The sequence below is a fragment of the Gluconobacter sp. genome (genome assembly GCF_047722525.1).
Taxonomy (GTDB): domain Bacteria; phylum Pseudomonadota; class Alphaproteobacteria; order Acetobacterales; family Acetobacteraceae; genus Gluconobacter.
Genome location: NZ_JBDNYY010000005.1, coordinates 224,098 through 243,337 on the forward strand (window position 1 = coordinate 224,098; position 19,240 = coordinate 243,337).

Below are 19,240 nucleotides of genomic sequence, written 5' to 3' on the forward strand. Positions count from 1 at the left end.
CTCCGGCAAGGGCTTCGGCACAGGTATAGACCTCTGTGCCCCATCGCAGGCGTTGCCGTCTATATCCAAGAACGGAACAAACCGTTGCCTTTTTTAGAGCATCGGATAGTGACAGGCGACCGTACGCCCTTCCGCGATCCTGTGGAGTTCCGGCCGTTCCTGCGCGCATCGCGGCTGGGCCAGCGGACAGCGCGTGTGAAACGCACAGCCCTGCGGCGGATGGACCGGGCTCGGCACATCCCCTTTAAGCGGCGGCGGCAACGGCCGATCCGGACGGGGCACCGCATTCAGCAACGCCCGCGTATAGGGATGGGCCGGGGCTTGCAGAACCGCCAGAACGTCCCCTTCCTCCACGATCCGCCCCAGATACATGACGGCAATCCGGTCTGCCATCTGGCGCACGACCGCCAGGTCATGGGAGATGAACACGCACGCCACATCCAGCGAATTGCGCAGATCCCGCAGCAGATTCACGATCTGCGCCTGCACCGACACATCGAGCGCGGATGTCGGCTCATCCCCGACCAGAAGATCCGGCCCCAGCATCAGGGCCCGCGCAATGTTCAGACGCTGCCGCTGACCGCCAGAGAACTCATGGGGATATCGGGACAGAACGGACGACGACAGGCCAACCTGCTCCAGCAGCGTCCCGATCCGCTCCGCAATGCCGGTCCGTCCATGGATCCGCATTGGCTCCGCCAGCGTGTCGCCAATGGTCCGGCGCGGATTGAACGTCGAGGACGAGTCCTGAAACACCATCTGCATCCGCGGCCGCCAGCGCCGAAGCGCCTGGTCCGACAGGCCGGAAATCCGCTCCCCCTCAAAAAACACCTCGCCCGAACTCGGCGCCCCCAGCCCGATCAGTGTCCGGCCCAGCGTGGACTTGCCACAGCCGGACTCCCCGACCAGCGCCAGAGCCTCCCCGCGATGCACGAGCAGTGACACATCGCTCACGGCCCGCAGTGTCTGCCCGTGCGACAGGCGGTAGTGTTTGCTGAGGTTTTTCGCTTCAAGCAGGATGGTCATGCGTCGTACAGCACGCAGGCCACGCGCCGCCCTTCTTCCGGTTCCCGCAACGCAGGACGCACGGCACAATCTGGTCGCACGTACCGGCAGCGCGGCGCGAAAACACAGCCCTCCGGCCGCGCATCCGGGGCCGGCGGACGCCCCGGAATGGTCGGCAGCGCATCTGGCCTCGGCCCATCCAGCGGCGGGATCGCCTCCAGCAAAGCCTGCGTATAAGGATGCAACGGCCGCGCCATAACCACCGCAACCGGCCCCTGTTCCACGACAAGTCCCGAATAGACAACCGCCACATGCGTGCAGGTCTGCGCCACGACGCCCATGTCATGCGTAATCAGCATAACCCCCGCCCCACTGTCGCGGATTTCGCACAGCAGCGTCAGGATCTGCGCCTGCACCGTGACATCGAGCGCCGTGGTCGGCTCATCCGCGATCAGAAGTGCAGGACCACAGGACAGCGCCATCGCAATCATGGCGCGCTGACGCAGGCCACCGGAAAGCTGGTGCGGATAGCGCTTCGCCGCAGCTTCCGGATCGGGGACACCCATCCGCCCGAGCAAAGCCACGGTCCGCGCTCGCGCTTCACGGCGACTGACGGGCTCATGCAGGCGGATCTGTTCATCAATCTGCGCCCCGATGGAGCGGACGGGCAGAAACGCCGTCATCGGGTCCTGAAAGATCATGGCCATGCCCGCACCACGCAAACGCCGCCAGTCCCGATCCTTCATCCCCAGCAGTTCGCGCCCCTCAAAGCGGATGGAGCCCGAAGCCTTCAGCCCCGGCAGCAGTCCCATCACGCTCATGGCCGTCAGGCTCTTCCCCGACCCGGATTCCCCCACCACGCCCAGCGCATCCCCGCGCCGCACGCTCAGGGACACGTCTTCCAGCAGTGCTGTTCCGTTCGGCAGTTCCAGATGCAGGTGATGCAGCTTTAAAAGTGCGTCAGCGCCCATGCCGTCCCTCCATGATCCGTGGGTCCAGCAGGGCATAGAGCCCGTCCACAAGCGCATTGGCGATGACGACGAACACAGCGGCATACATGACCGTCGCCATGATGAGCGGCAGATCGAGCGTCGCCAGCGCCTGATAGGTCAGCCGCCCCACGCCCGGCATGGCGAACACGACTTCCGTCAGAAGCGCGCCCCCACCCAGAAGCTGCGCGAAATCCAGCCCGAACAGCGAAATATAGCTCAGCCAGGACAGCCGCAGACCGTGCCACAGCCAGACGCGCACCGGTCCCGCCCCCTTGGCGCGCGCCGTGCGGATGGAATCTTCGCCCATGGCGGTCAGAAGTTCGGAGCGTAGAACCCGCGCATACAGACCAATGAACGAGACAGCGAGGGTCAGGGACGGCAGGAACAACGCCTTTGCCCAGCCCCACGGGCTCTGCGAAAACGGCACATATCCCAGCGGCGGCACCCAGCGGAACAGAAACGTGTCATGCCAGCGGCTCTGCGTGACGAGATTGACGACCTCACCGAGCCAGAACACCGGCATGGACAGGCCGATCAGCCCCAGAACCATCAGCAGCCTGTCCACCCAGCTATCGCGCAACACGGCCGCAGCAATCCCGAACACCAGCGACCCGCTGCCCCAGAAAAACGCCGCCCACAACACGAGCGAGAGCGTCACAGGCGCCGCCTGCAACACTTCCGGCACGACGCGCTGCCCGTGATTGACGAAAGACGTCAGGTCCCGGCTGATGAACAGCTTTTCCATCATCTTCACGTACTGAACGGGCAGTGGCTGATCGAATCCGTATTCCGCGCGGATCCGTTCCACGACCTGCGGACTGGCCCCACGGCCTGCAATGCGCGCCGTAGGGTCCGCCCCCGGGGTGGCGAAAAAAATCCCGAAAACGAGGACGGAAATCCCGAAAATAACCAGCAGCATCTGCCCGGTTCTGGACGCAAAACTGCGGATCATCAGGCCCCGCCTTTCGGATCAAGCTGATCCCGCAGCGCATTGCCCAGAACATTCAGCGCCAGAACGGTCAGCACAATCGCAACGCCCGGCGCAATGGCCACGACGGGCCGCGTATAGAGCAGCCCTTCGCCATCCTGAATGATCGTCCCCCAGGACGCTGCCGGAGCCTGCACACCGAGAGAGAGAAAGGATAATGCGGATTCCGCCAGCATGCACAGCGCCATCACCAGCGGCGCGAGCACGGCCATGGTCGGCGTCAGTCCCGGCAGGATTTCCCGCCACAGGATACGCCAATCTGACGCCCCCATCCCCCGCGCTGCCATCACGAACCCCGCCTGCGACAGGCTCAGCGCCCGCGCCCGCAACGGCCGGGCCGCATACGGCACATAGACCAGCGCAATAATCCCAATCGGAATCAGCAGATTATCCGCCCCGATCGTCACAGGTCCAAGCCGGATACCGTGCCCCACCGTGACGACAGACAGCGAAATGGCGAACAGATAGACCGGGATCGCCCAGAGCATATCCAGAATGCGCGACAGGATCAGGTCAATCCAGCCGCCGAAATACCCGGCACAGATCCCGATACAGGCCGCGAGACACAGGCAGAGGCTGGCCGAAGCCGCCGCAATCAGGAGAGAATTGCGCCCGCCATACAGAACGCGCGCTGCGACATCGCGTCCCTGCGAATCTGCTCCCAGCGCATAGGGTCCCGGCCGCCAGTCCGGCCCGATCGGGCTCAGCCCCAGATGCAGCGGATTGTCATTCGGCTGCATGAGGTCAACGGAACGACCATCGCGGATCGTCGTTCCTGCGATATCGGAGGAGAACGGATCAATCCGGTTAAGCGTCGCGTAAAGCGGGGCAGACAGGCAGGCGAGGATGATGGAAAGCAGAAGCAGGGCCGCGAAAGCGCCATCACGGCGTGTCAGAACAGCACGGATTATCTGCCGGTAACTTCCCTCCACGCCTGCTCCCATCCGTTACGGTCCGCGATCCTGTCCTGTTCTACAGCACGGAGGCGTCCGGACAGAAGGGGGCTCTTCGTCGATCAGACCGGATATTGGTGGGTCGTCAGGGCCGGTCGGCGGACATGCAGACGGATACGCTGCTGAAGCGCACCCAGATCGGGAAGCATTTCATTGTGAAGGGCGCGCACGCTGTCATGCGCGGCGTAGAAGCGTCTCGTGCCACTCTCGCTGACCAGAATGGCCGCGCCGAGAAAGACGCCGTTGATTTCGATAATGGTTGAACCAAGCATGATGCCGGACCCTGAAGAAAGAGCCCGACAGTCCAGTTGTCGGGCGTTATGACACGCCGGAGGCCACGGCCTCCGGACCTGAAGCGGGGCAGCGTTTGCGCTGCGAGCTACACATTCGACACATCATTGACCGGCTGGTCCTGTTGTTGTGGATGCCACTGGAAGGGGTCAGATACGATGAAACGGGACACGACGTCAACATATAACGCATGAACATGATGTGATAGCGACAGACTTAACGTAATAACTTTTTTTATTGGTTATAAAGAAAGTCGTCATTTACCGTCTGCCCTTTTCCCCATTTCCCGTGTTAAGTGAGGCCATGAGCAAGAAGGTTTCGCTGTCCCCTGCCCCGTTCGAGGGTTATGCCGCCCCCCGGGGCCGCGTTTTCAACTCCTTTCTGGAAACGGTGGGAGGCACGCCGCTGGTAGCACTCCCCCACCTGACCCAGCGTGAGCGCCTCCACGGCCGTCTTCTGCTCAAACTTGAGTTCTTCAATCCCCTCGGCTCCGTCAAGGACCGGATCGGCGTGGCCATGCTGCTGGACGCCGAAGCGCGCGGCCTCATCACGCCGGGGCGGACGGTTCTGATCGAGCCGACTTCCGGCAATACCGGTATTTCGCTGGCTTTCGCGGCCGTGGCGCTGGGGTATCGGCTGATCGTCACCATGCCGGAGAACGCTTCGACCGAGCGCCGCAAGATGCTGCGCCTGATGGGCGCGGACACCGAACTGACCCCCGCCTCCCGTGGCATGGCCGGCGCCATCGAGCGCGCCGAACAGCTCAACCGCACCCTGCCCGACGCCTGGATGCCGAGCCAGTTCGAAAACGATGCGAATCCAGCGGTGCATGAAGCCACGACGGCCCAGGAAATCTGGGAAGATACGGCAGGCAAGGTCGATATGGTCGTGGCCGGTCTGGGAACAGGCGGTACGGCTTCGGGCATTGCGCACGGCCTGAAGAAACATCGCAAATCCATCAAGATCTATGGCGTGGAACCACGGGAAAGCGCGGTCCTGCATGGCGATGAACCGGGCCCGCATGGCATTCAGGGCATCGGACCGGGCTTTGAGCCCGACACGCTGGATCTCAAGGCTCTCGACGGCGTGTTCGAGGTCTCCGAGCAGGAGGCCGTGGCAACTGCGCGTCTGTGTGCGGCGGTCGAAGGGATTCCCATCGGCATTTCTTCGGGCGCTGCGCTGTTTGCCGGGATGGAGCTGGCCCGCAAGCCCTCCAGTCGCGGCAAGACGATCGTGGCCATCGTCCCTTCTTTTGCGGAACGCTATCTCTCCACACAGCTTTTTGATGGGCTGGCCTGACCACCGTGTAATAACTATTTATTAAAGTTGTTTTATTTAATATCCATATGTGTTCGTTATTAATTCAAAGTCCTGTTCCGGCCTCTGCATAAGAGTCGGCACGGCTGAGAGGAGATAACGTCATGAACCTGTTTTCCGGCCGTCCGACCTCTTTCGATCCCGCCTGGGCAACGCATGGCCTGTCCGATACAACGCGACAGCAGATCGCCGGCAGGTTCCAACGTCTCGGCCAGCAGGTCGAACTCCTGCTGGTGCCGGGGCTATTCGGCTCCGGCCCGGATCACTGGCAGTCGCACTGGGAACAGGCTTATGGCCTGAGGCGCCTTCAGCAGACGGACTGGGAAAACCCTGTCCCAGCCGACTGGGAGGCAACGCTCACCGCGGCAGTCGAGACCTCATCACGCCCGGTGTTTCTGATCGCTCATAGTCTCGGCGCTGTGCTGAGTGCGAAGTGGCTGAGCCGTCATGGTGGCCAGAAAGTTGCCGGGGCTTTTCTGGTGGCGCCTGCGGATATCGACCAGACAGCACATCCGGAAGTCGAACGCATCCGCGCTTTCGGGCCGCTTCCCCACATGCCCCTGCCAGTCCCCACAGCCATCATGGCGAGCAGCAACGACCCCTGGCTGTCCCTGCCCCGCGCGCGGGATCTGGCCAGTCAGTGGCAGACGGATTTTCTGGAAGCGGGCGCGGTTGGCCATATCGGAAGCAGCGAACCGCTGGGCCTGTGGGAGCATGGCGCAACAGCCATGCTCGATTTCGCCCGCAGGAAACTCCCGTTCCGGGTGCAGTAAAGGCACCCGGAGCAGTCTGCCTCAGGATTTGCTGGCGAGCGGTTTCCAGCGGGTGAGCAGCAGGGAATTGCTGACCACCGAGACAGAACTCATGGCCATGGCAGCGCCCGCCACGATCGGGTTCAGCATCCCGAAAGCCGCCAGCGGCAGACCAAGGATGTTGTAGATGAAAGCGAAGAACAGGTTCTGCCGGATCTTGGACAGCGTGGCATGAGACAGGGAAATCGCGTCCAGAACCCCTGTCATCTCGCTCTTCATCAGCACGACATCGGCCGTATCAAGGGCCACGGCAGAGCCTGCGCCAATGGCGAACCCGACATCCGCGGCGGCCAGAGCCGGCGCGTCGTTGATGCCATCGCCCACCATGCCGACCAGATCTCCTTCGGAGCGGTATTTCGCAACACCGTCTGCTTTGTGCTCCGGCAGCACACCAGCCAGATAGTCGTCCACACCGACCTGACGGGCCACGACCGACGCCGCACGTTCATTGTCACCGGTCAGCATCACGACCCGGATGCCCCGCGCCTTGAGAGCCGTCACCGTCGCCACGGCATCGGCGCGCAGTTCATCCGCCAGTGCGATGACTCCCAGAGCCTGACTGCCCTGCGCCACGGCGATGACGGTATTGCCTTCGCTTTCCAGCGCCGCGACCGGCAGGGATGACAGGTCCAGCCCGCTCTCCTGCATGAAAGACGGGGAGCCCAGACGCGCTTCCTGTCCAGCGAACCGCGCCACCACACCCTTGCCCGGAACCGCCTGAAAGCCTTCCGCTGCGACGACAGCGCTGATCCCATGACTTTCCGTATAGTCCACAATGGCGCGGGCCAGCGGATGCTCGGAGTTGTGCTCAAGGGCATGGGCGACGCTCAGAAGCGTCTCCACCGACATGCCCTCTGCCGGATGGACGGCGGACACCGTGGGACGGCCCTGCGTCAGGGTGCCGGTCTTGTCCACGATGATGGTCTTCAGCTTCTCGGCCCGTTCCAGCGCATCCGCGTTGCGGAACAGGATACCGGACTGCGCCCCGCGTCCCGTCCCGACCATAATGGCCGTCGGCGTCGCCAGACCCAGCGAACACGGGCAGGCAATCACCAACACGGATACGGCGGAGACAAGACTCCATGTCGCGGAGCCGGTCACAGCCCAGCCGATCAGGAAGGTGAGAACGGCAATCCCGATCACGGTGGGCACGAAAATGCCCGAAACCCGGTCGGCCAGACGCTGCACATTGGCCTTCGAGCCCTGCGCCTGCTCGACCATTTTCACGATCCGCGCCAGCGCCGTATCCGCACCCACACCGGTCGCCCGGACACGCAGCGCGCCGTTGGCATTCATCGTGCCGCCAAAGACGTCCTGTCCGACTTCCTTGAGAACCGGCACGCTCTCACCCGTCAGCATGGATTCGTTGACTTCGGACACGCCCTCGATGATCTCACCATCCACCGGTACGCTCTCGCCCGGACGCACGACGAAAATGTCCCCGACATGCATGTCCGCAACCGCGCGATCCACTATCACGCCGTCGCGTTCGACATGGGCGATCTGCGGCTGAAGCTGGAGCAGGCTCTCGATCCCGGCACTGGTCCGGTTCTTGGCGCGTGTTTCCATGAGCTTGCCGAGCGAAATCAGCGTAATGATAGACGCGCTGGCTTCGAAATAAACATGCTGGTGCAGCCCGAACACCACCACAACCGCACTGAACAGCCAGGCAATGGACGTTCCCAGCACCACCAGCACATCCATGTTGGCCGACCCGCCGCGCACGGCATTCCAGGCCCTGCGATACAGATGCGCGCCACAGACGAGCTGCACGATCGTCGCGAACAGGAACTGCACCGGTACCGGCACGATCATGCGGCCGAAGAACATGCCGATCATCTCGGCAAAGAGCGGCAGGGACAGGACAAGCGTTAGAATGAAGCGGTTGCGTTCACGTTTCCAGACGGCTTCACGCTTGGCCTTCGGGTCCTCGCGTGTCCCCTCGTCCAACCGCGTTGCACCGAAACCGGCCTTTTCGATCTTCCCGATCAGAAAAGCCGGTTCGACCACACCGGGGATGTAATTGATATGCGCGCGTTCGGCCGCGAAGTTGACGCTGGCCTGTACGGAAGGCTGGCGGTTCAGGATCTTTTCAATCCGGGCCGCACACGCCGCGCAGGTCATGCCCGACAGCGACAGGTCAAGGCTCTGCTCGTCCACGGAGAAGCCTGCGCGACGTACGGCGGCCACAACGCTTTCAATGGAAGACGCGGTATTTTCAAACGCAACCTGCGCGCGTTCCGAGGCGAAATTGACCGTCGCCTTCACACCGTCCTGACGGTTGAGGACTTTTTCGATCCGTGCGGCGCAGGCGGCGCAGGTCATGCCGCCGACGGGGAAACTGATCGTTTCTGACATCTGGAAGGGGTCCTGTCGGCTAGAAGGAGTCTGCAAAGAGTACGTGAGAAATATACCCCACCACCCTATTTTTCAAGCATGGAAAATGAGGGCATTTTCAGTACCAAGAACAATCTCATGATCGTGGAAGACCTTCAGGGCCTCGCGATGCGCCACACTGATGAAGGTGGTGTCGGGCAGCGTGGAAAGAAGAGCCTCGTAAAGGCGGCGTTCATTGGTCTCGTCCAGAGCGGAGGTCGCCTCGTCCAGAAACAGGATCGCAGGCCGGAACAGGAGCGCCCGCGCCACCGCCAGACGCTGCTGTTCGCCTGGAGACAGCACATCGCCCCACTCCGCAACTTCTTCCAGACGATGGCTGTATCCCGCCAGATTCACGGCCTCCAGAGTCTTCTGACAGGAAGCTGTTTCGTAACGGTCAGGCGTTGCGGGATAGCTCAGAGCCTGACGGAGGGTTCCGGATGGCACATAGCTGCGCTGGGGTAGGAACATGGCCTGACGGATGTTGAAGGACACGTCCCCGCTGCCGTGACGCCACAGCCCGGCGAGGGCACGCAGGAAGGTGCTTTTTCCCGAACCCGACGGCCCACGGACCAGCCAGCGTTCGCCCCCCTCCATCGTCAGGGTCCCGATCCGCGTGATCGGGGTTCCATCCGGCCGACACAGGGCCAGATCACGGGTCTGGACAGTGGGGCTTTCCGATGCGGAACGCTCGATGCCGCTCTGGGGCTGCTGGCTGACCACCCGCTCGAACTCGCCCAGACGCTGAAGCACGGAGCGCATGGTCGCCAGATCGGCATAATTGAAAATGAACCATTCCAGACTAAGCCGGACCTGCGTGTAAGCGGAGTTGATCTGGGAATAGAGCCCGAAACTCAGGGCGTGGGCCATGGCTTTCGGGGCCAGCATCAGCCAGAGCGGAATCGTCGCCACCCCTGTATAAAGCTCACCAATGAAATTGACCCGCCAGGTGTAACGGACAACGCTGCGCCAGTTCGTGGCGATATGGCTCAGATATCCGGACAGCCGCAGATGCTCGGCGTTTTCGCCGCCATAAAAGGCAATCTGTTCGGAATTGCGGCGGATGTCCATCAGACCCGCACGCAGATCGGCATCGAAATGCTGCTGACGGTAATTCGCACCGATCAGAGGGGAGCCGAACCGCTCCAGAATCCCGGAAGCCGCCAGCGTTGTGATGGCCGCACCCAGAAAAAGATAGCCGGGGATGCCGAAATGATGGCCGCCCCAGTCGAAGGACAATACCCCCCCGATGTTCCATAGAACGACAGCGAAGGACAGGAGCGTGGTCACGGCATCGATGGCGTCCAGACCCAGCTTGAGCGTCTGGACCGTCATCTGGGACAGGTCATCCGCGATACGCTGATCGGGGTTGTCCGCCCGGTTCGGACCATGTTCGAGCCGGTAATATGCCTCTTCCGACAGGTACTGCCGCAGATAGACCCGCGTGTTCCACAGGCGCCAGCGCATGGACAGCACCTGCGTCAGGTAGGTCTGGGTAACATGGATGCCGACCGAGCCGACCGTCACCAGAAGGTACAGGGGCAGCATCCCCAGACAGTGCCCCACCTGCCCGGCAAAGAACGCATCAAAGAAGCGGTGATACCAGGCCCCGAACCAGACGGCGGACTGAACATACAGCACGGACAGTCCGATCGTGCCGCCCAGAAGGGCCCAGGCCCACCACTTCTCTTCGGATTTCCAGTAGGGGAAAAGAACCTTCCAGTCCGAAAGGGAATGTGGCGGGGTCGTCTCGTCAGTAGTTTGCACGAAGTGTGGCCATGAAGCTTCGGGGAGCGGCGGGGAAGTTGAACTGCCACTGACCGCTGGCACGCTCATAGTAGTACCGGTTGGTCAGGTTTGTGGCATTGAGCTGAAGTTTCAGATGCCTGTTGATCCGGTAGCCGATCATGCTGTCCAGCGTCATGTAACCGCCCTGAACGGTCGTGGCATAGCTGCCGCGCAGATTGCTGTTGGCATCAATACCCGCACCGAAATTGAGCCCCTTCAGGCGACCGTGGGGGACGTTGTAATGCACCCAGGACTTGAACATGTGATGCGGGGAATACACGCCGCCGAAATCGCTGACCTTCGAGTTCGACACTTTCGTGTCCAGATAGGTGTAGCCGATCGAGACATCGAGCCCCGGCAGGATTTCACCATCGATCTGCGCCTCCCAGCCCTGACGCCGGATCGGGCCAGTGGTGATGTAGAACTGCGAATGATAGGGATCCTGCACCGGCTGGTTTACGCTTTCCATCCGGAACAGCGCGGACGAGATATTCAGGCGGCCGTGGAAATATTCCGCCTTGAAGCCGGTTTCGATCTGATTGCCTTCCTGCGGATCTAGACCGCCCCCGTGATAGGTCTGCTTGCCGACCGAAGGCGTGAAGATGCTGGAATAGCTGGCATACCACGAGATGTTCGGCGTGATCTGGTAGACGGTGCCCAGATAGGGCGTGAGCTGGCCATGAATGTTTGACGTCGTCGCCCACTCCGTCTTCGGAGACGGCTGGATATATTGCAGCTTCTCGTAATAGCGCGATACGCGGCCACCCAGGATCAGGGACAGGTGCCGGATAATTTCCAGACGAAGCTGTCCATAGAACCCCCACTGATAGGCGTAGTCGTCCGTGCCCCAGCCGTCAGGATCGGTATTGTAATTGAAGCAGCTTGCGGAAGGCTGTTTGACGGCATTCGAGTTGTTCAGGCTGACGTTATAGACTGCATCGCAGGTATTGTTGGCGTATTTCGTGACCTGTTCATAGGAATTGTAGTTGAATCCGAACAGCGCATGATGGGTCCGGTTCAGGAGATGGAAGCTGCCCTGCGCGTAGACATCAGCCGAACGCGAACTGTTCGTCCCCTTGAATTTCGAAATGCCATAATCGGCGTATTCCACGAGCCCGGTCTTGGTGCTGATCTTTTCCCAGGGCTCGTTGTAGAATGTGTTGTAGCTCTGGTCATAGAAGGTGGCGCGCGCGGTCGCCGTCCAGTCACCCCAGAGCTTCTGGTTGATGGACGCGATCGTCTGCTGCGTCATGTAGTTTGAATACCCCCAGCTCTGGCTCGGGTTCGCATCGCGGCTTCCTGTCCACAGCGTATTGTCGTCCTTCAGGGGCAGGCCATAATAAGGGGCCTGATTATCCTGCTGCTGGCGGGCATGGGAAACGACGAATGTGGTCGTGGGCGTGATGTCCCATTCCAGCGCGCCGTAAGCCTGCCATTTGCGGGTATGGGCGTATTTGTAGAAGTAATCGTTGTCCTGAAACAGGTCCGCCGTCCGGAAACGGAGCGTTTTCGAGTGATTCAGCGGAATGGTCATGTCCACGTCGCCGCGATAGTTGTTGAAACTGCCAACCATCGCATTGCCACTGACGGCAAAATCACGTCCGGGCTTTTTCGTAACCTGATTGACGACGCCGCCCGCGCCGCCACCGCCCTGCAGCAGACCCGACGACCCCCGCAGAACCTCGATACGGTCATACATCGACAGATCGAACGCGGCGGTATTGAGCGTTCCGGCCGCACTGGGTGTACCATCCACGGAAGTCGTGAGCTGGTAGCCGCGGGAATAGTAGTTCGAATTGGCGGTGGAGCCGGGCAGGACGCGGATGCCGTTGATCTGGCGCATGGCATCCGCCATCGTCAGCATGTTGGAATCTTCCATGCGCTGCTGGGTGATGACCGAAACGGACTGCGGCACATCCTTCAGGGCCACCGGGCTCTTGCCCCAGGCCTCGACGGCAGGTGCGGTATAGGTGTGATTGGTCCCCAGGACCTGAATGTTTTCCGCCTCGCTCCCGTCCAGATCGCTGGAAGCCTGCGCGATGGCAGCGGCAGGTGCAGCCGTGGCAGCCGTCGCGGCAGGCGCAGCGGACGTTTTCACAGACTGCGGAGCAGCAGTCGCGGACGCATGCTGCGAACCACAGTGAACCGGATGAAGCGTCCTGTGTGTGGCATGGCAAACGGGCGAGTGATTTCCGGTCCGACCTGCAACCGTGTCGGCCATAGCCACAGGGCAGACTCCCGCCATCAGGCCGCCCCAGATCAGGGCATTGTGGGAAATGGCGGAAAGGCTGTGCCGGCGGCGAACTGAAGTGCCATGCTGTGTCATAGTGTCTGTCCTAGAGAGACATGCCGGCGCCATGCAACATCCCGCGTCCTGAAGCAGGGTGTAGCGGCATGGGGCCGGTAATGAAACGCTCCTGTTCCGAATCTGGCAGACCTGGCCCGCACCATCTTTTCAGGAGGAGGCGTGTCGGGCCTCAGGAAACGACGTCAAATCCGGTGTCTTCGACAACGTCACTGAAAGCGGCAGGCGAAACCCGGGCCGGGTCGTAAGACACCGTCACCTTACCGCCATCGAGAACGATCTCGACTGCCGTGACGCCATCAACGGCCTCCAGAGCGCGCTGCAGCTTGCCGGAGCAGCCATTGCAGGACATTCCCTCGACCGTCATGTGTGCTGTTTCTGTCATGTCACGAAATCCTTGAAAAAGAGGCCTGACCCCGTGGCGGCATATCAACATACGGAGCGGGGGTACGGTTTATACAACTATTCACCATGAAACGATTCTGGCAATAGGCCGTATTCCACTATATTTTTATGTTTTATATACCGCACCGGGGTATGCATTTTTCATATTGCCAACGAAACAGATTCGACAAGTCATTTTTTTGTCCGGAAAAATAATCTTTCCCGATCCCCGGGGTGGGTATAGGATCACAACAGATTCGCACACCGGATCGCTCTGTTTCTTACCTTTGCTGGGACTTCTGATGGTCAGGACACATGCCCGGATCTGGATCGGCCTGCTGGCCTGCCTGCTGATGCAGGTCGGGCTTCTGCTCGGCACGTCCACCGCGCAGGCCCGACCCGAAGCCCCCCATCACATGGCCATGGCGATGCACCACATGGTCCATCACCAGAAGACCGAAACCACGGACTGCTGCAGCACGTCGGCGTTCCACGCGATCCCCCATTCCCAGCAGTCCTCCGAAGGCTGCTGTCATACGCATGTGGTCTCGACCGAACCCATGCTGACCGTGGCGGCCATCCACCCGTCCGGTCCCGTCCGTCTGGCGGGTCGTGCCTTTGCGTCCGCACGGCACGACCGTTTCAGCGGCACGGACTGGATTCCGGCCTCTCCCCCACCAAAACTCCGCGTACTCTGACGCACGCCTGACAGGCGTGGACCCGTCCTGCTGCCCGCAAAAGGCAGACAGGACCTGATCCTCTGTCATTTTCGCGGATTTTTCTCATGACCTTTCCGTCCCGCTTCCGGGGCGGCCTGACACGACGACGTTTCGTAACGGGTATTGGCGCAGGCGGCCTTCTGGCGGCCCTGCCCCGCACCTCGCACGCATTCTCGTCCAAGGCCTCTTCCGGTATCATACCCCCCCTGCCGTCCGACCGGTGGGATCTGAAGATCGGCCATACGCGCATCTCGCTCGATGGCAAGACCATGCACGCGCCGACCGCCGGTGGCACGGTGCCGGGTCCGATCCTGCGCTGGAAACAGGGTGATACCGTCAGCATCAACGTCACCAACACGCTGAATGAGCCCACTTCGATCCACTGGCACGGCATCCGCACACCTTCGAACATGGACGGCGTACCGGGGCTGAGCTTCGGCGGCATCGCACCGGGCGAGACTTTCACTTATCGCTTCAAGCTCCATCAGAGCGGCACCTATTGGTATCACAGCCATTCCGGGATGCAGGAGGCGATGGGGCTGTATGGCGCGCTGGTCATCGACCCGCGCCGTCCGGACCCGAACCCCTGCGACCGCGATTACGTCATCTTTCTGGGCGAATGGACGGATGTCATGCCCCATGACATCGTCAGCAACCTCAAGATGCAGGACGATTATTACGTCTTCCGCCAGCGCACGGCAGCCTCCTTCCCCAAGGAAGCGCGCGAGGCGGGCAGTGCGGGCGCCGCGCTTGCAGACCGTCTGGCCTGGTCGAAAATGCGCATGGCGGCGACCGATATCTCGGATGTCTCAGGCGCGATCTACACCTACACACTGAACGGCCATGCCCCCGACATGAACTGGAGCGGCCTGTTCAGGCCCGGCGAGAAGGTCCGCCTGCGCTTCATCAACGGCTCGACCATGACCTTCTTCGACGTCCGGATTCCGGGGCTCGAAATGCTGGTCGTGCAGGCTGACGGCAACGATATCGAGCCCGTCCCCGTGGACGAGTTTCGCATCGGCGTGGCGGAGACCTATGACGTGATCGTCCAGCCGAAGGACGACCGCGCCTATGCCATTTTCGCCCAGAGCGAGGACCGCACCGGCTACGCACGCGGCACCCTCGCTCCACGCGAGGGCATGATCGCCCCCCTGCCCTCCATGGACCCGCGTCCCGTCCGCACCATGGTGGACATGGGCATGGGGAACATGAAGCCCGGCGAAAGCATGAAGGACATGGACATATCGGGCGATATGTCCGGCATGAAGATGAATGGCGACATGGCCGGAATGGACATGCACGGCATGGACATGAAGGGCATGGATATGAGCCACATGGCCATGCCGAAAATGGAGGTGGACGATCCCGGGCCGCCCCCCATCAATGTCGAAAATCAGATGCGCGCCATGATGCCCATCGACCGGACGGGCAGCCCCGGCGACGGGCTGGAGAACAACGGCCGCCGTGTCCTGAACTATAAGCAGCTCCGCGCCACGCGCCCCGGAGCGGACCTGCGGCCGCCAACGCGGGAAATCATCCTGCACCTGACCGGCAACATGGAACGCTATATCTGGGGCATGAACGGCCGGAAGTTCTCGGAATCCGGCCCGATCCGCCTCAAGCTCGGCGAACGCGTGCGTTTTACACTCATCAACGACACAATGATGGAACATCCGATCCATCTACACGGTCTGTGGAGCGAACTGGAAAACGGTCAGGGCGATTACCGTCCCTACAAGCACACCATCATTTCCCAGCCGGGCTCCAAGCTGAGCTATCTCGTGACGGCCGATACCCCCGGCATGTGGGCGTATCACTGCCACCTGATGTATCACATGGATCTGGGCATGTTCCGCACGGTGATCGTGGCATGAAACACGCCCTTTCCCTCACGGTTCTGTCCGTTCTCGCCCTGTCCGGTACGGCCCGCGCCGCCCAGACGGTCTATCACGCCGCCGATGCGCCGGAGGCGACGCCGGTCGTCTATATCGGCAACATCAAGCCCGCCATGGATCAGGGCACCTGGCTGCATGGCATCTTCAACCAGCTTGAAGGCCGCTATGCGCCCGGCGGCACCGATTTCCGCTGGGATGGCGAGGCGTGGTTCGGCGGTGACTACAACAAGATCTGGCTCAAATCCGAAGGCACGCTTGAAAAAGGCCGCCTGAGCGATGGTGACCACGAACTGCTCTATACCCGCTCGATCTCGCCCTACTGGAACCTGCAGGGCGGCGTGCGAATGGACCTTGATGACGGCCCGACCCGCACCTGGGGCGCGCTCGGGATTCAGGGGCTGGCGCTGTACCAGTTCGAGTTCGAGGCCACGGGCTATGTCAGCGACCGCGGACGTTTCGCCGCCCGCGTCGAGGGGTCTTACGACTTCCTGCTGACCAACCGCCTGATCCTCCAGCCACAGGCCGAGTTCAACCTGTACACGAAATCCGACGCGGGGCGTCAGGCCGGCGCCGGGCTGTCGGATGTCGATGCCGGTCTGCGCCTGCGATACGAACTCTGGCGGAAATTCGCGCCCTACGTGGCCGTGACCTACTCCGGATATCTCACCCAAGCCCGCCGGATCGCCCGTGACCAGCACGACGACACCGGCTCCGTCCGCTTCAGCTTCGGCGTTCGAAGCTGGTTCTGATCACAACAACACGAAAGCCTACCATCATGCGCAAGACTTTCCTCGCACTGACCGCCCTTCTCGCAACCGGAACGGCTTATGCTGATCCGTCCATGCCGGGCATGGATATGAGCAACATGAACATGGGCGGCAACAGTCACATGACCATGCCGTCAGCCAAAACACAGGACCCGATGGCCGGGCTGAGCATGGATCAGCAGATGACCCTGTGTGAGCATCTTGAAACGCTCAGCAAGCAGAAGAGCACCCTGACGCCGAAAATGAAGCAGCAGCGCGCAGCCTGTCAGAAAATGGACATGGGCATGGCGAGCCAGCCCGCACCCGGCGAAACGCTGGACCGCTAAGCACGCGGATTTTTCAGCGGATCATCCGGCGAACGACCTGGAGAAGCTCGTCGATGGCATCTTCTCCACCGTCATCCTGCACCGCCCGGCGCACGCAGCCATTGGCGTGGGATGACAGGATCTGGATGGCCACACCGTCCAGAGCCGACTTCACGGCGGAAATCTGGGTCAGGATATCCACGCAGTAGCGGTCGTTCTCAATCATGTTGAGAACACCGCCCACCTGTCCCTCGATACGCCGGACCCGGTTTGTCAGGGCCTTCTTGCGGGGCTGCTCGACACGCCGTCCGTCATCGTCCAGCGATGCGCAATGCTCACAGACATCTGGCGCATGGTCTTTGTGGGATACTGCCATTACAGGGTCCGCCTCCGTCAGACAGCCGATCTTGCCATCGGTCGTCCGTGTTCATCTCACTGATCACCCGAAATGCGGTGTATGCCCCGCTGCGCGGGGAATTGCCAGTCCAACCCTGCGTGCATCTGTTTTTGGAACAGGAAAAGGCCGAGTCCCGGACGGGAAATGGACAATGCGTCCCGTCGGCTTCCGCCGCCTGCGCTTTGGGCTACGCGAATATCCCGGAAATCCGTTGCGGAACCTGCCATTTTCCCTCTGTCTTTCACGTCCTTGATGCAAATCATTCTCACTGCCCTTCCCGGACGGCCCGGATGCGCCTATCTAGGGCAGAGGCCGGAGCTGACAGTCTCCCGCCATAATACCGGGGTACGGAACTGATGTTGTATCTGGATACACTGCCCAGGGGTGGACACGCCGTGATCGAGAAGATCGAACAGCGTGCGCCTCTGGATCCGATCGCCACACGGCTGGGAGAGCTGGGCTTCGTCCCCGGTGAGGCCGTTCAGGTTGTGGCGACCGGCCCTGTTGGCGGTGATCCGATCGCGGTCCGGCTGGGAACGTCCCGCTTTGCCCTCCGCAGGGGCGAAGCCGCCCGTGTGGGCATCCGGGCCGCCTCCTGACCTCCATGAGTTCGACAGTCCCTGCCCAAACAGCGCCCGCCCTGCACATTGCCCTGGTAGGAAACCCGAACTGCGGCAAGACCTCGCTCTTCAACCAGCTCACCGGTAGCCGGCAGAAAGTTGCGAACTATGCCGGCGTCACGGTCGAGCGCAAGGAAGGATTCTTCACAACCCCGCAGGGCCACCCCGTCCGCGTACTCGATCTGCCGGGTGCCTACAGTCTCGATGCGACCAGTCCGGACGAGGACGTCACGCGTGATGTCTGTCTGGGGCGACATCCGACCGAGCCCCGGCCGCAGATGCTGGTGGCCGTCATTTCCGCCACCAATCTGCGCCTGCACCTGCGCTTCCTGCTGGAACTGAAACAGCTCGGCCTGCCCGTCATCGTAGCCCTGAACATGATGGACGAGGCCCGGCGCAATGGTATGCGGATCGACGTTGCGGGCCTTCAGGCCGATATCGGCATGCCCATCGTCCCGGTCATCAGCCTCAACCGGGCAGGGGTTATTCCCCTGCTGGAAGCACTCGACCGTCCCCTGCCCGCCCCTCCCGTGCCGCTCGCGGCCGGGATCGATCCCCACATGGAAGTGCGCCGCCTTCTGGCGACTTATGTCGTAGCTCCGGCTGCGGGCACGGACCGCCTGACCGACCGGCTGGACCGGATTTTCCTGCATCCGCTCTGGGGGCCGGTCATCCTGCTGGTCGTGCTGTTCGTCATGTTCCAGACCGTTTTCGCATGGGCGCAGCCGCTCATGGACGGGCTGGACAGCGGGATCTCGACTTTCGGGCAGATCGTGTTGAAGCCGCTTCCGGACGGCATCCTGCGCAGTCTGCTGGCAGATGGGGTAATCGCGGGCGCAGGTACGGTCATCGTATTCCTGCCCCAGATCCTCATCCTGTTCCTGTGGATCCTGGCGCTTGAGGAGTCCGGCTATCTGCCCCGCGCGGCGTTCCTGCTGGACCGCGTGATGGCGCTGGCCGGGCTGAGCGGGCGATCCTTTATCCCCCTGCTGTCGAGCTTCGCCTGCGCCATTCCCGGCATCATGGCCGCTCGGACCATCCAGAACCCGCGGGACCGGCTGGTCACGATCCTGATTGCGCCGCTCATGACGTGTTCGGCGCGTCTGCCGGTCTATACGCTGCTGATCGGCGCGTTCGTGCCGCATCGGACCGTGCTGGGGATCTTCGGGCTTCAGGGGCTGGTGCTGTTCGGGCTTTATGCCGTGGCCATCGTCAGCGGCGTGATTGCCGCCCGTGTCATGACCCGCGGCGTGAAGTCCGAAGAACACCCGCTGCTGCTCGAACTGCCGCCCTATCGCCGCCCGAACCTCAAGAGCCTGGCACTCG

18 protein-coding genes are annotated in these 19,240 nt (G+C 61.9%); 8 read left to right on the forward strand and 10 right to left on the reverse strand.

Translation table 11 applies throughout. From position 1 onward, the window contains the following. Nucleotides 1–93 precede the first annotated feature (93 nt). From ABF859_RS07070 to ABF859_RS07090, 5 genes are all read right to left on the reverse strand, one after another. The gene (locus ABF859_RS07070; protein WP_415527067.1) at nucleotides 94–1,026 is read right to left on the reverse strand and encodes an ABC transporter ATP-binding protein; all 933 of its coding nucleotides are present in this window, start codon (nucleotides 1,024–1,026) and stop codon (nucleotides 94–96) included. After that, nucleotides 1,023–1,976, reverse strand: coding sequence for an ABC transporter ATP-binding protein (locus ABF859_RS07075; protein ID WP_415527068.1), 954 nt, complete (start codon nucleotides 1,974–1,976; stop codon nucleotides 1,023–1,025). Before ABF859_RS07075 ends, ABF859_RS07070 begins: the two co-directional genes overlap by 4 nt. Next, nucleotides 1,966–2,949 (reverse strand): ABC transporter permease, encoded by a 984-nt coding sequence (locus tag ABF859_RS07080; RefSeq protein ID WP_415527069.1) that lies wholly within the window; start codon nucleotides 2,947–2,949, stop codon nucleotides 1,966–1,968. The genes ABF859_RS07075 and ABF859_RS07080 overlap by 11 nt, the downstream gene beginning before the upstream one ends. Then, nucleotides 2,949–3,929, reverse strand: coding sequence for an ABC transporter permease (locus ABF859_RS07085; protein ID WP_415527070.1), 981 nt, complete (start codon nucleotides 3,927–3,929; stop codon nucleotides 2,949–2,951). Before ABF859_RS07085 ends, ABF859_RS07080 begins: the two co-directional genes overlap by 1 nt. 71 nt (nucleotides 3,930–4,000) lie before the next feature. Then, nucleotides 4,001–4,210 (reverse strand): hypothetical protein, encoded by a 210-nt coding sequence (locus ABF859_RS07090; protein ID WP_415527071.1) that lies wholly within the window; start codon nucleotides 4,208–4,210, stop codon nucleotides 4,001–4,003. A 322-nt stretch (nucleotides 4,211–4,532) separates the two neighbouring features. Here ABF859_RS07090 and cysK point away from each other — a divergent pair, with 322 nt between their 5' ends. Further along, nucleotides 4,533–5,528 (forward strand): cysteine synthase A, encoded by a 996-nt coding sequence (gene cysK, locus ABF859_RS07095; protein ID WP_415527072.1) that lies wholly within the window; start codon nucleotides 4,533–4,535, stop codon nucleotides 5,526–5,528. A 122-nt stretch (nucleotides 5,529–5,650) separates the two neighbouring features. Then, on the forward strand, nucleotides 5,651–6,319 hold the full coding sequence (locus tag ABF859_RS07100) for an RBBP9/YdeN family alpha/beta hydrolase (RefSeq protein ID WP_415527073.1): 669 nt from the start codon (nucleotides 5,651–5,653) through the stop codon (nucleotides 6,317–6,319). Between the two features lie 21 nt (nucleotides 6,320–6,340). Here the strand turns inward: ABF859_RS07100 and ABF859_RS07105 are convergent, their stop codons facing one another. The 4 genes from ABF859_RS07105 to ABF859_RS07120 form a co-directional block, all read right to left on the reverse strand. Further along, nucleotides 6,341–8,716, reverse strand: coding sequence for a heavy metal translocating P-type ATPase (locus ABF859_RS07105; protein WP_415527074.1), 2,376 nt, complete (start codon nucleotides 8,714–8,716; stop codon nucleotides 6,341–6,343). A gap of 72 nt (nucleotides 8,717–8,788) precedes the next feature. Further along, a complete protein-coding gene (locus ABF859_RS07110; protein ID WP_415527075.1) occupies nucleotides 8,789–10,501 on the reverse strand; it encodes an ABC transporter ATP-binding protein/permease in 1,713 nt (570 codons plus the stop codon). Then, the gene (locus tag ABF859_RS07115; protein ID WP_415527076.1) at nucleotides 10,488–12,848 is read right to left on the reverse strand and encodes a TonB-dependent siderophore receptor; all 2,361 of its coding nucleotides are present in this window, start codon (nucleotides 12,846–12,848) and stop codon (nucleotides 10,488–10,490) included. The genes ABF859_RS07110 and ABF859_RS07115 overlap by 14 nt, the downstream gene beginning before the upstream one ends. A gap of 151 nt (nucleotides 12,849–12,999) precedes the next feature. Next, nucleotides 13,000–13,212 carry a heavy-metal-associated domain-containing protein gene (locus tag ABF859_RS07120; RefSeq protein WP_415527077.1) on the reverse strand — a complete coding sequence of 71 codons (213 nt, stop codon included), beginning with the start codon at nucleotides 13,210–13,212 and terminating at the stop codon, nucleotides 13,000–13,002. Nucleotides 13,213–13,513: 301 nt separating this feature from the next. On the opposite strand from ABF859_RS07120, the gene ABF859_RS07125 reads away from it, so the two are divergent. From ABF859_RS07125 to ABF859_RS07140, 4 genes are all read left to right on the forward strand, one after another. Continuing rightward, the gene (locus ABF859_RS07125) at nucleotides 13,514–13,909 is read left to right on the forward strand and encodes a hypothetical protein (protein WP_415527078.1); all 396 of its coding nucleotides are present in this window, start codon (nucleotides 13,514–13,516) and stop codon (nucleotides 13,907–13,909) included. 86 nt (nucleotides 13,910–13,995) lie between these two features. Next, nucleotides 13,996–15,804 (forward strand): copper resistance system multicopper oxidase, encoded by a 1,809-nt coding sequence (locus ABF859_RS07130; protein ID WP_415527079.1) that lies wholly within the window; start codon nucleotides 13,996–13,998, stop codon nucleotides 15,802–15,804. Further along, the gene (locus tag ABF859_RS07135) at nucleotides 15,801–16,574 is read left to right on the forward strand and encodes a copper resistance protein B (RefSeq protein WP_415527080.1); all 774 of its coding nucleotides are present in this window, start codon (nucleotides 15,801–15,803) and stop codon (nucleotides 16,572–16,574) included. Before ABF859_RS07130 ends, ABF859_RS07135 begins: the two co-directional genes overlap by 4 nt. Nucleotides 16,575–16,600: 26 nt before the next feature. Continuing rightward, nucleotides 16,601–16,918 carry a hypothetical protein gene (locus ABF859_RS07140; protein WP_415527081.1) on the forward strand — a complete coding sequence of 106 codons (318 nt, stop codon included), beginning with the start codon at nucleotides 16,601–16,603 and terminating at the stop codon, nucleotides 16,916–16,918. 13 nt (nucleotides 16,919–16,931) lie between these two features. Here ABF859_RS07140 and ABF859_RS07145 read toward each other — a convergent pair whose 3' ends face one another. Further along, nucleotides 16,932–17,273, reverse strand: a complete 342-nt coding sequence (locus tag ABF859_RS07145; protein ID WP_415527082.1) for a metal-sensitive transcriptional regulator — start codon at nucleotides 17,271–17,273, stop codon at nucleotides 16,932–16,934. A 377-nt stretch (nucleotides 17,274–17,650) separates the two neighbouring features. Here ABF859_RS07145 and ABF859_RS07150 point away from each other — a divergent pair, with 377 nt between their 5' ends. Next, a complete protein-coding gene (locus ABF859_RS07150; protein ID WP_415527083.1) occupies nucleotides 17,651–17,893 on the forward strand; it encodes a FeoA family protein in 243 nt (80 codons plus the stop codon). A gap of 5 nt (nucleotides 17,894–17,898) precedes the next feature. Continuing rightward, the coding region (gene feoB / locus ABF859_RS07155) for a ferrous iron transporter B (RefSeq protein ID WP_415527084.1) at nucleotides 17,899–19,240 on the forward strand (1,342 nt) is incomplete at its 3' end.

What these genes read in the sequence shown, in the direction of transcription:
- ABF859_RS07070 (WP_415527067.1), bottom strand. Translation starts at nt 1,026, where the DNA reads ATGACCATCCTGCTTGAAGCGAAAAACCTCAGCAAACACTACCGCCTG.
- ABF859_RS07075 (WP_415527068.1), bottom strand. Translation starts at nt 1,976, where the DNA reads ATGGGCGCTGACGCACTTTTAAAGCTGCATCACCTGCATCTGGAACTG.
- ABF859_RS07080 (WP_415527069.1), bottom strand. Translation starts at nt 2,949, where the DNA reads ATGATCCGCAGTTTTGCGTCCAGAACCGGGCAGATGCTGCTGGTTATT.
- ABF859_RS07085 (WP_415527070.1), bottom strand. Translation starts at nt 3,929, where the DNA reads ATGGGAGCAGGCGTGGAGGGAAGTTACCGGCAGATAATCCGTGCTGTT.
- ABF859_RS07090 (WP_415527071.1), bottom strand. Translation starts at nt 4,210, where the DNA reads ATGCTTGGTTCAACCATTATCGAAATCAACGGCGTCTTTCTCGGCGCG.
- cysK (WP_415527072.1), top strand. Translation starts at nt 4,533, where the DNA reads ATGAGCAAGAAGGTTTCGCTGTCCCCTGCCCCGTTCGAGGGTTATGCC.
- ABF859_RS07100 (WP_415527073.1), top strand. Translation starts at nt 5,651, where the DNA reads ATGAACCTGTTTTCCGGCCGTCCGACCTCTTTCGATCCCGCCTGGGCA.
- ABF859_RS07105 (WP_415527074.1), bottom strand. Translation starts at nt 8,716, where the DNA reads ATGTCAGAAACGATCAGTTTCCCCGTCGGCGGCATGACCTGCGCCGCC.
- ABF859_RS07115 (WP_415527076.1), bottom strand. Translation starts at nt 12,848, where the DNA reads ATGACACAGCATGGCACTTCAGTTCGCCGCCGGCACAGCCTTTCCGCC.
- ABF859_RS07120 (WP_415527077.1), bottom strand. Translation starts at nt 13,212, where the DNA reads ATGACAGAAACAGCACACATGACGGTCGAGGGAATGTCCTGCAATGGC.
- ABF859_RS07125 (WP_415527078.1), top strand. Translation starts at nt 13,514, where the DNA reads ATGGTCAGGACACATGCCCGGATCTGGATCGGCCTGCTGGCCTGCCTG.
- ABF859_RS07130 (WP_415527079.1), top strand. Translation starts at nt 13,996, where the DNA reads ATGACCTTTCCGTCCCGCTTCCGGGGCGGCCTGACACGACGACGTTTC.
- ABF859_RS07135 (WP_415527080.1), top strand. Translation starts at nt 15,801, where the DNA reads ATGAAACACGCCCTTTCCCTCACGGTTCTGTCCGTTCTCGCCCTGTCC.
- ABF859_RS07140 (WP_415527081.1), top strand. Translation starts at nt 16,601, where the DNA reads ATGCGCAAGACTTTCCTCGCACTGACCGCCCTTCTCGCAACCGGAACG.
- ABF859_RS07145 (WP_415527082.1), bottom strand. Translation starts at nt 17,273, where the DNA reads ATGGCAGTATCCCACAAAGACCATGCGCCAGATGTCTGTGAGCATTGC.
- ABF859_RS07150 (WP_415527083.1), top strand. Translation starts at nt 17,651, where the DNA reads ATGTTGTATCTGGATACACTGCCCAGGGGTGGACACGCCGTGATCGAG.